Raw genomic sequence first — 12,687 nt, forward strand, 5'->3', positions numbered from 1 at the left:
CGAGAGATGACCGAGACCACGGAGACCACGGCGGGCAGCCCGGACGGATTCGGCGGCGCCTCCGCCGAGGAGCTGCGCACGCTGCTGCTCAGCCGCATCCAGGACGTGCCGGACTACCCCAAGCCCGGCGTGATGTTCAAGGACATCACCCCGCTGCTCGCCGACGCCGCGGCCTTCGGCGCCCTCACCGAGGCGCTCGCCGAGCTCTGCCTCCGGCACCGGGCGGACAAGGTGGTGGGCCTGGAGGCGCGCGGCTTCATCCTCGCCGCCCCGGCCGCCGTCCGCGCCGGAATCGGCTTCGTACCGGTCCGCAAGGCGGGCAAGCTCCCCGGGGCGACGCTCGCCCAGCGTTACGAGCTGGAGTACGGCACGGCCGAGATCGAGATACACGCCGACGCGCTGGAGCCCGGCGACCGGGTACTGGTGATCGACGACGTGCTGGCCACCGGCGGCACCGCCGAGGCGTCCCTGCGGCTCATCCGGCGGGCCGGCGCCCAGATCGCCGGGGTCGCCGTGCTGCTGGAGCTCGGCTTCCTCGACGGCCGCGACCGGCTGCTGGGCTCGCTCGACAGCGCGCCGCTGGAGGCCCTGATCACGGTCTGAACCGGACTCACGGGCCCGTGCACCGGGCCGGGAGGACCGCCGGAGGGCGGGGACGCGCACCGCCGGGTCCCCGCCCTCCGCCATGCCGCCCCACGCCCCCGTCATGCCCGGCTTGGCGGTCGAGAGGCAAGCGGAGTGGCGGGATCGATACCATGGCAGCCCGACCTTCTCGGGTCCGGACCGCTAGGAGTGCTCTTGCCAGACGAGGCCCAGCCGCTCTCGCCCAAAGTCCGTCCGGGCGGAACCCCCTCCGCACAGCCGGACGCGCCCACCGCCGCCGAGCCGACGGCGGCCCCAGGCGTGCCCAGGAACAGCGGTGACGGCGCGGTCCGGCGCGGCCCCGAGCAGACCAGCCCGAAGCCCACCGCGGGCCGCGGCAACAGCCTGCCCGCCACCACGCCCCCCGCGCGCCCGGTACAGAGCCCCGCGCCCCGCTCGGGCTCGTCCAACCGCGTCCGGGCCCGGCTGGCGCGCCTCGGCGTCCAGCGCTCCAGCCCGTACAACCCGGTGCTGGAGCCGCTGCTGCGCATCGTGCGCGGCAACGACCCCAAGGCGGAGGCCGCGACGCTGCGCCAGATCGAGCGCGCGTACCAGGTGGCCGAGCGCTGGCACCGCGGCCAGAAGCGCAAGAGCGGCGATCCGTACATCACCCACCCCCTCGCGGTGACCACGATCCTGGCCGAGCTGGGTATGGATCCGGCCACTTTGATGGCCGGGCTGCTGCATGACACCGTCGAGGACACCGAGTACGGCCTGGACACCCTGCGCCGTGACTTCGGCGACCAGGTCGCCCTGCTCGTGGACGGCGTCACCAAGCTGGACAAGGTCAAGTTCGGCGAGGCGGCCCAGGCCGAGACCGTGCGGAAGATGGTCGTCGCCATGGCCCGGGACCCCCGGGTGCTGGTGATCAAGCTGGCCGACCGGCTGCACAACATGCGCACCATGCGCTACCTCAAGCGGGAGAAGCAGGAGAAGAAGGCCCGCGAGACCCTCGAGATCTACGCCCCGCTCGCCCATCGCCTGGGCATGAACACCATCAAATGGGAGCTGGAGGACCTCGCCTTCGCGATCCTCTACCCCAAGATGTACGACGAGATCGTGCGGCTGGTCGCCGAGCGGGCGCCCAAGCGCGACGAGTACCTGGCCGTCGTCACCGACCAGGTCCAGGGCGATCTTCGGGCGGCGCGGATCAAGGCGACCGTCACCGGCCGCCCGAAGCACTACTACTCCGTCTACCAGAAGATGATCGTGCGCGGCCGCGACTTCGCCGAGATCTACGACCTGGTGGGCATTCGGGTACTCGTCGACACGGTCCGCGACTGCTACGCGGCGCTCGGGACCATCCACGCGCGGTGGAACCCGGTGCCCGGGCGGTTCAAGGACTACATCGCGATGCCCAAGTTCAACATGTACCAGTCGCTGCACACGACGGTCATCGGACCCAGCGGCAAGCCGGTCGAGCTCCAGATCCGCACCTTCGACATGCACCGCCGCGCCGAGTACGGCATCGCCGCGCACTGGAAGTACAAGCAGGAGGCGGTGGCGGGCGCCTCCAAGGTGCGCACCGATGTGCCCCGTAAGGCGGGCAAGGACGACGCCATCAACGACATGGCGTGGCTCCGGCAGCTCCTGGACTGGCAGAAGGAGACCGAGGACCCGGGCGAGTTCCTGGAGTCCCTGCGCTTCGACCTCTCCCGCAACGAGGTCTTCGTCTTCACGCCCAAGGGCGATGTCATAGCGCTGCCGGCCGGGGCCACCCCGGTCGACTTCGCCTACGCCGTGCACACCGAGGTCGGCCACCGTACGATCGGCGCCCGGGTCAACGGGCGGCTGGTCCCACTGGAGTCCACCCTGGACAACGGCGACCTGGTGGAGGTCTTCACCTCCAAGGCGGCGGGCGCCGGGCCGTCCCGCGACTGGCTGGGCTTCGTCAAGTCGCCGCGCGCCCGTAACAAGATCCGCGCCTGGTTCTCCAAGGAGCGCCGCGACGAGGCCATCGAACAGGGCAAGGACGCGATCGTCCGGGCGATGCGCAAGCAGAACCTGCCCATCCAGCGGATCCTGACCGGCGACTCGCTGGTCACCCTCGCCCATGAGATGCGCTACCCCGACATCTCCGCGCTCTACGCGGCGATCGGCGAGGGCCATGTCTCCGCGCAGAACGTGGTGCAGAAGCTCGTCCAGGCGCTCGGCGGCGAGGAGGCCGCCAACGAGGACATCGCCGAGACCGCCCCGCCGATCCGCCGCACCAAGCGCCGCTCCAGCGCCGATCCGGGCGTGGTGGTCAAGGGCGTCGAGGATGTGTGGGTCAAGCTGGCCCGCTGCTGTACGCCGGTGCCCGGCGACCCCATCATCGGCTTCGTCACCCGCGGCAGCGGCGTCTCGGTGCACCGCGCCGACTGCGTCAACGTGGACTCGCTCTCCCAGCAGCCCGAGCGCATCCTCGACGTCGAGTGGGCGCCCACCCAGTCGTCGGTCTTCCTGGTGGCCATCCAGGTGGAGGCGCTGGACCGGTCCCGGCTGCTGTCGGACGTCACCCGCGTGCTGTCCGACCAGCACGTCAACATCCTCTCCGCGGCCGTGCAGACCTCCCGCGACCGGGTGGCCACCTCGCGCTTCACCTTCGAGATGGGCGACCCCAAGCACCTGGGACACGTGCTGAAGGCCGTACGCGGCGTGGAGGGCGTCTACGACGTCTACCGGGTCACCTCGGCCCGCGCCCGCTGACCACACGACGGTGGCGGCCCCCGGCGCCTTCGCACCGGGGGCCCCCGCCGTACGCGGATCAGCGCGCGCTCAGCCGCCGAACTCCTGGAGGCCCTTCAGCGCCTGGTCCAGCAGCGCCTGCCGGCCCTCGAGCTCCTTGGAGAGCTTGTCGGCCTTCGCGTTGTTCCCCGCCGCGCGGGCCGCGTCGATCTGGGACCGCAGCTTGTCGACGGCGTCCTGGAGCTGGCCGGTGAGCCCCGCGGCGCGCGCCCGCGCCTCGGGGTTGGTCCGCCGCCACTCCGTGTCCTCGGCGTCCTGGATGGCCCGCTCCACCGCGTGCATCCGGCCCTCGATACGGGCGCGGGCGTCCCTCGGCACATGGCCGATGGCCTCCCACCGCTCGTTGATCGACCGGAAGGCCGCGCGGGACGCCTTCAGATCCGAGATCGGCAGCAGCTTCTCGGCCTCGACGACGAGCTCCTCCTTACGGGTGAGATTCTCCCGCTGCTCGGCGTCACGCTCCGCGAAGACCTCGCTACGGGCCTGGAAGAAGATGTCCTGCGCACCGCGGAAGCGGTTCCACAGGTCCTCCTCGGACTCGCGCTGGGCACGGCCCGCGGCCTTCCAGTCCGACATCAGCTCCCGGTACCGGGCCGCGGTCGGACCCCAGTCGGTGGAGCCGGAGAGCGCCTCGGCCTCGGCGACCAGCTTCTCCTTGGTCTGCCTGGCCTCCTCGCGCTGGGCGTCCAGGGCCGCGAAGTGCGCCTTGCGCCGCTTGGAGAAGGCCGAGCGGGCGTGCGAGAAGCGGTGCCACAGCTCGTCGTCGGTCTTGCGGTCCAGCCGGGGCAGGCCCTTCCAGGTGTCCACCAGGGCGCGCAGCCGCTCCCCGGCGGCCCGCCACTGCTCGCTGGCGGCCAGCTGCTCGGCCTCGGCGACCAGGTCCTCCTTGGCCCTGCGGGCCTCGTCGGCCTGGACCGCCTTGGCCGCCTTGCGCTGCTCGCGGCGGACCTCGACGTCCCCGGCGAGCTTGTCGAGCCGCTTCCTGAGCGCGTCCAGGTCGCCGACCACATGGTGCTCGTCGACCTGATGGCGGATGTGCTCGATGGCCGCTGTCGCGTCCTTGGCGGACAGGTCGGTGGTCTTGACCCTGCGCTCGAGGAGGCCGATCTCGACGACCAGCCCGTCGTACTTGCGCTCGAAGTAGGCGAGGGCCTCTTCCGGCGATCCCGCCTGCCACGACCCGACGACCTGCTCCCCGTCGGCCGTACGCACGTACACGGTCCCCGTCTCGTCGACGCGGCCCCAAGGCTCGCTGCTCACAGCGCCTCCTCCACATGATGCCGGGGCGGGCGCGCGGCCCGCGGGCATCGTCCACAGTTTCTTCCGGCCGGGATACGTCCTGGCCGGTCTCATATCAGGGTGGCGGCCATCGGGCCAGGCACCCTACACAACGCCAACATAGGCGACCGGTGCCCCGGCTGTCCGTATCCTGCGCGACCGAAATTTCGCAGTACGCGAGCCCGACGACCTCAGGACTTGCCGACCGTCGCCTTGTTGATCACCACGCTGGCGTTCGGGGCGGTGTTCATCGTCTGGTCCGGGGGAGCCGCCCCGGCGTTGGCGATCTTCTCCAGGACCTTCATCCCGGCCTTGTCCACGATGCCGAAGGGTGTGTAGTCCGGCGGGAGGTCGCTCTTCTTGTAGACCAGGAAGAACTGGCTGCCGCCGGTGTTCCGGCCCTGCTTGGTCTGCGGGTTGTACTGGTTGGCCATGGCGACGGTCCCGGCCGGGTACTTGCCGCCCTTGATCGAGGAGTCCTTGAGGTTCTCGTCCGGGAGGGTGTAGCCGGGGCCGCCCGCGCCGGTGCCCTGCGGGTCACCGCACTGGAGCACGTAGATCCCCTGGTTCACCAGCCGGTGGCACTTGGTGTGGTCGAAGTAGCCCTTGCCCGCCAGGAAGCTGAAGGAGTTGACCGTGTGCGGCGCCTTGCCGGCGTCCATGGTCACGGAGATGTCCCCGCAGGTCGTCTCCAGCTTCATCGTGTACGAGGCCGACTTGTCGATCGTGACCGCCGGTTCCTTCTTCCACGACATCTTCTTCGGCTTCTTGCCCGCGACCGCCTTCGCCTCCTTGGCACAGGGGTCGGGCGCCTTGCTGGTGGGGGCGGCCGAGGGGGTGGCGGAGGAGGCGGCGTCGTCCTTCTTGTCCTTGTCGTTCCCGGACAGCGCGCCCGTGGCCGCGACGGCACCGCCACCGGCCAGGACCACGGCCAGCACGGCGGCGATCACCACATTGCGCTGGCGGGACTTGTGCCGGGCGGTTTCGCGCCGCTGCTGCTGCCGAAGGTACTTCTCCCGGGCGAGTTGCCTCCGCCGCTGCTCGTTACTGACCACCGGGTCGTCTCCTCATGGCGTGTGCCGTCGGTGTGCTGCTGTTGTGTACGAGGGCTCGGCCGTACCGTATACGGGTTCGCTGTGGCCGGGGCGCCGCCGGTAGGCTCTGAAGCCGCCGACAATCTTCCACCGGACGACTTCTAAGGACGATCGTGCTCATTGCCGGGTTCCCCGCCGGGGCCTGGGGGACCAACTGCTATCTGGTCGCCCCCGCCGCCGGTGAGGAGTGCGTGATCATCGACCCGGGCCACCAGGCGGCCCAAGGCGTCGCGGAGGCGGTCGCGAAACACCGGCTCAAGCCCGTCGCCGTCGTCCTCACCCACGGCCACATCGACCATGTCGCCTCGGTCGTCCCGGTCTGCGGCGCGCATGACGTACCGGCGTGGATCCACCCGGCCGACCGCTACATGATGAGCGACCCCGAGAAGGCGTTCGGGCGCTCCATCGGCATGCCGCTGATGGGGGAGCTCACCGTGGGCGAGCCGGACGACCTCAAGGAGCTGGCCGACGGCGCCGAGCTGAAGCTGGCGGGTCTGGAGCTCACCGTCGCGCACACCCCGGGCCATACCAAGGGGTCGGTGACCTTCCAGATGCCCGAGCGGGCGGACATCCCGTCCGTCTTCTTCGCGGGCGATCTGCTCTTCGCCGGCTCCATCGGACGCACCGATCTGCCCGGCGGCGATCACGCCGAGATCCTCGAGTCGCTGGCCCGTGTGGTCCTGCCGCTCGACGACTCGACCGTGGTGCTGTCCGGCCATGGCCCCCAGACCAGCATCGGCCGTGAGCGCGCCACCAACCCGTATCTGCGCGAGGTGGCCGCCGGCCTGGGAGACGGCGCCCGGCGCCCGGCTCCGCGACGAGGAATGTGACGAGAGACTTCCGTTGAGCACCTTCAAAGCCCCCCGGGGCACGTACGACCTGATCCCGCCGGCCTCCGCGACCTACCTCGCGGTGCGCGAGGCGATCGCCGCACCGCTCAAGCGCTCCGGCTACGGCTATGTCGAGACCCCCGGTTTCGAGAACGTGGAGCTCTTCGCGCGCGGCGTCGGCGAGTCCACCGACATCGTGACCAAGGAGATGTACACCCTCACCACCAAGGGTGGCGACGAGCTCGCGCTGCGCCCCGAGGGCACCGCCTCGGTGCTGCGCGCCGCCCTGGAGGCCAATCTCCACAAGGCCGGATCGCTGCCGGTCAAGCTCTGGTACTCGGGCTCGTACTACCGCTACGAGCGCCCGCAGAAGGGCCGCTACCGCCACTTCTCACAGGTCGGCGCGGAGGCCATCGGCGCCGAGGACCCGGCCCTGGACGCCGAGCTGATCGTCCTGGCCCACGACGCCTACCGCTCGCTCGGGCTGCGGAACTTCCGCATCCTGCTGAACTCGCTGGGCGACGCCACCTGCCGCCCCGTCTACCGGGCCGCCCTCCAGGACTTCCTGCGCGCCCTGGACCTGGACGAGGACACCCGGCGGCGCGTGGAGATCAACCCGCTGCGGGTGCTGGACGACAAGCGCGAGGCGGTACGCGCACAGCTGGCCGACGCCCCGCTGCTGCGCGACTACCTGTGCGAGGAGTGCAAGGCGTACCACGCGGAGGTCCGCGAGCTGATCACGGCGCGGGGCGTGGCCTTCGAGGACGACGCGAGGCTGGTGCGCGGCCTGGACTACTACACCCGCACCACCTTCGAATTCGTCCACGACGGCCTGGGCTCCCAGTCCGCGGTCGGCGGCGGTGGCCGCTACGACGGCCTGTCCGAGATGATCGGCGGCCCGGCTCTGCCCTCGGTGGGCTGGGCGCTCGGTGTGGACCGTACGGTGCTCGCGCTGGAGGCCGAGGGCGTCGAGCTGAACCTCCCGGCCGCGGTCAGCGTCTTCGCGGTACCGCTGGGGGAGGAGGCCCGCAAGGTCCTCTTCGGCCTGGTCGGCGAGCTCCGTACGGCGGGCGTCGCCACGGACTTCGCCTACGGCGGCAAGGGCCTGAAGGCCGCCATGAAGGCCGCCAACCGCAGCGGCGCCCGCTACACGCTCGTGGCGGGCGAGCGCGACCTCGCCGAGAACGTGGTCCAGCTGAAGGACATGGACTCCGGCGAGCAGTCCCCGGTCCCGCTGACCGAGGTGGTCGAGGCGGTCCGCGCACGCCTTGCCTGAGGGGGCCTCAAAACGCGCCTGAGCGAGCCTCAAAAGGGGGCCCGGGGAACGTCCTGGGCCCCCCTTTCGACGCTTCCCGCCGGGGTCGTGGCCGACGGAAAGGCGCACGGCCTCACGGGCCGTCAACTCGGCCGGGGCGGATTCATCCTGCCAAACGATGCCGGTTCGGGACTGCCGCGCGCGTCCCCCGGAGGCGGGGCCCCGGCCCAGCAGGGACGACCGGGAGGCCCGTCTTATGTCCTCCGAACGGGGGACAGGGCACCATGGCATGACCGTGCTAAGCGCGCCCTACGGCGACAGCGGGTGCGGCACAATGGCCGTGCCCGACGGGGCTGGAGACGGCGGAGAGCGACGGACGGCGAGTATGGCGACGACAGTGATGGACGACGTGGAGTCCGGCGAGGCGCGGGAGGGCTCGCGGGCCGGGACGGGAGGCAGTCGCGCCTTCGCCCTCCTGCTCGTGGTCACCGGGGCGCTGGGACTGCTGGCCGCCTGGGTCATCACGATCGACAAGAACAAGATCCTCGAGTACAAGGCCGACGGTAAGGTCTTCACGCCCGGGTGCAGCCTCAACCCCGTCGTCTCCTGCGGCAACATCATGGAGAGCGACCAGGCGCAGGCGTTCGGCTTCCCGAACCCGATGCTCGGCCTCGTCGCCTACGGCATCGTGATTTGCGTGGGCATGTCACTGCTGACCGGGGCGCGCTTCCCACGCTGGTACTGGTTGACCTTCAACGCGGGCACGCTCTTCGGCGTCGGCTTCGTGACCTGGCTCCAGTACGAGTCGCTGTACGTCATCGGCTCCCTGTGCCTGTGGTGCTGCCTGGCCTGGGTCGCCACCATCGTGATGTTCTGCTACGTCACCGGCCACAACCTCAAGCACGGCTACCTTCCCGCGCCGGACGGGCTGCGGCGCGGGCTCATGGAGTTCCACTGGGTGGTTCCGGTGGTGTGGATCGGGGTCATCGGGATGCTGATCCTGACCCGCTGGTGGGATTTCTGGACCGGCGCCCAGGGCTGAGGCCGCACCTTCCGAACGCCGCGCGCGGCGGCGTTGTCGGTGGGTTGGCATAGGCTTCCCGGGTGGAGCCAGACCTGTTCACCGCCGCCGCAGAGGACCGCCAGGAGAAGGATCCGGCCAGCAGTCCGCTGGCCGTGCGGATGCGTCCGCGCACCCTTGACGAGGTCGTGGGCCAGCAGCATCTGCTGCGCCCCGGATCCCCGCTGCGGCGGCTCGTGGGCGAGGGCGGCGGGGGTCCGGCGGGGCCGTCGTCGGTGATCCTCTGGGGCCCGCCGGGCATCGGCAAGACGACGCTGGCGTATGTGGTCAGCCAGGCCACCCAGAAGCGCTTCGTGGAGCTGTCGGCCATCACCGCGGGGGTCAAGGAGGTCCGGGCCGTCATCGACGGCGCGCGCCGCTCCTCCGGGGCGTACGGGCGGGACACCGTGCTCTTCCTGGACGAGATCCACCGCTTCAGCAAGGCCCAGCAGGACTCGCTGCTGCCCGCCGTGGAGAACCGCTGGGTGACGCTGATCGCGGCCACCACCGAGAATCCGTACTTCTCCGTGATCTCCCCGCTGCTCTCCCGCTCGCTGCTGCTCACCCTGGAGCCGCTGACCGACGACGATCTGCGCGGGCTGCTGGGACGCGCGCTCACCGACGAGCGCGGGCTCGGCGGGGCGGTCACCCTGCCCGAGGACGCCGAGGCGCATCTGCTGCGGATAGCGGGCGGCGACGCCCGGCGGGCGCTCACCGCGCTGGAGGCGGGCGCCGGGGCGGCCCTGGACAAGGGCGAGTCCGAGGTCACGCTCACCTCGCTGGAGGAGGCGGTCGACCGGGCCGCGGTGAAGTACGACCGCGCCGGGGACCAGCACTACGACGTGGCCAGCGCCCTCATCAAGTCCATCCGCGGCTCGGACGTGGACGCGGCGCTGCACTATCTGGCCCGGATGATCGAGGCGGGGGAGGACCCGCGGTTCATCGCCCGGCGGCTGATGATCTCGGCGAGCGAGGACATCGGCCTGGCCGATCCCACCGCGCTGCCCACCGCCGTGGCGGCGGCGCAGGCGGTCGCCCTGATCGGCTTCCCGGAGGCCGCGCTCACCCTGAGCCACGCCACCATCGCCCTGGCGCTGGCGCCGAAGTCCAACGCCGCCACCACCGCGATCGGCGCCGCGCTGGCCGATGTGCGGGCGGGCCTGGCCGGGCCGGTGCCGCCGCATCTGCGCGACGGCCACTACCAGGGCGCCAAGAAGCTCGGCCACGCACAGGGCTATCTCTATCCGCACGATCTGCCGGGCGGCATCGCGGCCCAGCAGTACGCACCGGACAAGATCCACGGCAAGCGGTACTACGAGCCCACGCGGTACGGGGCCGAGGCGCGGTACGCGGATGTGGTGGAGCGGGTGCGGGCGCGGCTGCGCGGCGATCCGCCGCCGTCCGCCGACGGCCCGGCCGCCCCCTCGTCATAGCGTCAGCCCCCGTCGGCGGCCGCCCCCGTCGCCCCACCAGGGGACGCCCTCAGCGCGCCGCCGCGTCGAACAGGGCGTGCATCGCGTACCGCAGCTCGGAGACGTTCCGCACCGGCTCGGGAAAGTCGAAGCGCGCGTCGAACGGCCGGTCCGCCTCGTCCGTGAAGCGCACCCGCAGACCGAACCGGTCCAGCGCCACCGGGGTGGCCGGGCCCCGGGTGCAGACCAGGTCGGAGCGGTCGCCGAGCAGCGCGCACAGCCCGCGCACCTGCTCGCTGTGGGCGGCGTGCAGATGCTGGAGCAGATCGGCCTCGTGCCGGACCAGCGGATCGGGGTCGGCCGAGGTGAAGTCGTCCGGCTCGACGCTCTCCGCGCCCCACAGGTCGTCCACACACGCCTCGCCGACCTCCAGCCGCAGCAGCGCCCAGGCGGCTCCCCCGGCGGGCCCCACCCCGGCGGCCGGCCCACCGCGCCGCGACGGCCGCGGCGCCTGGACGAGGCCGAGCAGCTCGCCGACCGGATGCCGCTCGGCCAGCAGCGCCGCCGCGGTGCGTGTGCGCTCACCGCGGGGGACGGGGGTGAGCCAGCCGGCCACCCAGGCGCGGCCGCGGATCCGGTGGGGCATCGCGACGGGGGCGACGTCGGTGATCTCCATCACGCAGGTCAGCTCGTCGTCCTGGGCGTGGGTGGTGGCGTGAGCGGCGGGGGAGGCGCTGGGCACCAGCAGCAGCACGTCCCCGTCCGGGGCGACCGTACGGGCGGTGGGGCCGTCCGCCCCCAGGTCGTCCAGGGCCTCGATTCCGGGAATCGTCAACGAAGCCGTAGCCTTGGATTCAACGAGAGTACGTACGCGCTCTGCCGGTGTGGGCCGCAGGGTGCTTTCCATGGGACGCGGCTGACCCTCCTCGGGGCTCTGACCAGTGCTGGGCAGGGGGATCCCAGGTCGAAACATGCGTTCTCCTCGGCTAAGGTAAGGCTCACCTAACTTACATGGAGGTTCGTTCCCCGTGAACCAGTCGCGTCCCAAGGTCAAGAAGTCGCGGGCGCTCGGCATCGCTCTGACCCCGAAGGCCGTCAAGTACTTCGAGGCCCGCCCCTACCCGCCGGGCGAGCACGGCCGTGGCCGCAAGCAGACCAGTGACTACAAGGTCCGGTTGCTGGAGAAGCAGCGGCTGCGCGCCCAGTACGACATCAGCGAGCGCCAGATGGTCCGTGCCTACGACCGCGCCCGGAAGGCCGGAGGCAAGACGGGCGAGGCGCTGGTCATCGAGCTCGAGCGCCGTCTGGACGCGCTCGTTCTGCGGTCGGGCATCGCCCGCACCATCTACCAGGCCCGCCAGATGGTCACCCACGGCCACATCGAGGTCAACGGCCGCAAGGTCGACAAGCCGTCCTTCCGGGTCCGTCCGGACGACGTGGTGATGGTCCGCGAGCGCAGCCGCGAGAAGGTCCCCTTCCAGGTGGCGCGCGAGGGTGGTTACGCCCCCGACGGCGAGACCCCGCGCTACCTCCAGGTCAACCTGAAGGCGCTCGCCTTCCGCCTGGACCGGGACCCCAACCGCAAGGAGATCCCGGTGATCTGCGACGAGCAGCTCGTCGTCGAGTACTACGCCCGCTGATCCGGCGGAGCGGCACGTACGCACCCAAGCCCGCGGGTTCCCCCTCGACACCGGTCGACGGGGAACCCGCGGGCTTGTCCGATGGCGGGTCCGGACCGGGCGCCCGGCGGCCGTTATGCGTTTCGGGTGCGCGTCCGCGGCGCGATAAGGTCGATACCTGCCGCCCGCACCCGGATACCGCCCGAGAGCGGCGGGCGACGGACGACGCCGAACGACGCGTCATCACGACACGTCAGCGCGCCGAGCACGACCAACACGAGACAACGACGACGAGCGGCGACAGGGAGCGGTGCGACGTGTCCGGTGGAGAGGTGGCCGGGATCCTCGTGGCCGTCTTCTGGGCGATCCTGGTGTCCTTCCTGGCGCTGGCGCTGGTGAGGCTGGCCCAGACGCTCAAGGCGGCCACCCGGCTGGTGGCGGAGGTCACCGACCAGGCGGTGCCGCTGCTGAGCGAGGCGTCCGCGACCGTGCGCGAGGCCAACACCCAGCTCGCCCGGGTGGACTCGATCGCCTCCGACGTCCAGGAGGTCACCTCCAACGCCTCCGCGCTCTCCTCGACCGTCTCCACCGCCTTCGGCGGACCGCTGGTCAAGGTGGCCGCGTTCGGCTACGGCGTCCGGCGGGCGATCGGCCGCAAGGGGCGGCCGGAGGACGAGCCCGCGCCCGCGCGCAACGTCGTCATCGGCAAGACCCTGCCGTCCGCCCGCCGGGGCGGCCGCCGCAACCGTGGATCGAAGGGCTGACAGACC

At 71.4% G+C, this 12,687-nt stretch carries 11 protein-coding genes; 8 read left to right on the forward strand and 3 right to left on the reverse strand.

What is annotated here, in order from left to right; translation table 11 throughout:
* The first annotated feature begins 6 nt into the window (after positions 1-6).
* Both ABD329_RS29250 and ABD329_RS29255 read left to right on the forward strand, forming a co-directional pair.
* A complete protein-coding gene (locus ABD329_RS29250; RefSeq protein ID WP_246619000.1) occupies positions 7-603 on the forward strand; it encodes an adenine phosphoribosyltransferase in 597 nt (198 codons plus the stop codon).
* Between the two features lie 195 nt (positions 604-798).
* Positions 799-3,330: a RelA/SpoT family protein gene (locus ABD329_RS29255; protein WP_344317141.1), complete on the forward strand. Its 2,532-nt coding sequence runs from the start codon at positions 799-801 to the stop codon at positions 3,328-3,330.
* A 69-nt stretch (positions 3,331-3,399) separates the two neighbouring features.
* Here ABD329_RS29255 and ABD329_RS29260 read toward each other — a convergent pair whose 3' ends face one another.
* The gene (locus ABD329_RS29260; protein ID WP_198281552.1) at positions 3,400-4,629 is read right to left on the reverse strand and encodes a DUF349 domain-containing protein; all 1,230 of its coding nucleotides are present in this window, start codon (positions 4,627-4,629) and stop codon (positions 3,400-3,402) included.
* A 209-nt stretch (positions 4,630-4,838) separates the two neighbouring features.
* Positions 4,839-5,702, reverse strand: a complete 864-nt coding sequence (locus ABD329_RS29265) for a peptidylprolyl isomerase (RefSeq protein ID WP_344317142.1) — start codon at positions 5,700-5,702, stop codon at positions 4,839-4,841.
* Positions 5,703-5,854: 152 nt separating this feature from the next.
* On the opposite strand from ABD329_RS29265, the gene ABD329_RS29270 reads away from it, so the two are divergent.
* From ABD329_RS29270 to ABD329_RS29290, 4 genes are all read left to right on the forward strand, one after another.
* A complete protein-coding gene (locus ABD329_RS29270; RefSeq protein WP_198281407.1) occupies positions 5,855-6,571 on the forward strand; it encodes an MBL fold metallo-hydrolase in 717 nt (238 codons plus the stop codon).
* A gap of 13 nt (positions 6,572-6,584) precedes the next feature.
* Positions 6,585-7,847, forward strand: a complete 1,263-nt coding sequence (gene hisS / locus ABD329_RS29275; protein ID WP_198281408.1) for a histidine--tRNA ligase — start codon at positions 6,585-6,587, stop codon at positions 7,845-7,847.
* A 364-nt stretch (positions 7,848-8,211) separates the two neighbouring features.
* Entirely contained in the window at positions 8,212-8,868 is a 657-nt protein-coding gene (locus ABD329_RS29285) for a vitamin K epoxide reductase family protein (protein ID WP_198281409.1), read from the forward strand.
* A 62-nt stretch (positions 8,869-8,930) separates the two neighbouring features.
* Positions 8,931-10,319: a replication-associated recombination protein A gene (locus tag ABD329_RS29290; RefSeq protein ID WP_198281410.1), complete on the forward strand. Its 1,389-nt coding sequence runs from the start codon at positions 8,931-8,933 to the stop codon at positions 10,317-10,319.
* Between the two features lie 49 nt (positions 10,320-10,368).
* On the opposite strand, the gene ABD329_RS29295 is transcribed toward ABD329_RS29290, so the two are convergent.
* Positions 10,369-11,133, reverse strand: coding sequence for a DUF2470 domain-containing protein (locus tag ABD329_RS29295; RefSeq protein WP_344317143.1), 765 nt, complete (start codon positions 11,131-11,133; stop codon positions 10,369-10,371).
* Positions 11,134-11,326: 193 nt separating this feature from the next.
* Here ABD329_RS29295 and rpsD point away from each other — a divergent pair, with 193 nt between their 5' ends.
* Both rpsD and ABD329_RS29305 read left to right on the forward strand, forming a co-directional pair.
* A complete protein-coding gene (rpsD, locus tag ABD329_RS29300; RefSeq protein WP_020867071.1) occupies positions 11,327-11,938 on the forward strand; it encodes a 30S ribosomal protein S4 in 612 nt (203 codons plus the stop codon).
* A gap of 296 nt (positions 11,939-12,234) precedes the next feature.
* Entirely contained in the window at positions 12,235-12,681 is a 447-nt protein-coding gene (locus ABD329_RS29305; RefSeq protein WP_198279011.1) for a DUF948 domain-containing protein, read from the forward strand.
* Positions 12,682-12,687: the final 6 nt, after the last annotated feature.

This window comes from Streptomyces javensis, assembly GCF_039525925.1.
GTDB classification, from domain to species: domain Bacteria; phylum Actinomycetota; class Actinomycetes; order Streptomycetales; family Streptomycetaceae; genus Streptomyces; species Streptomyces asiaticus.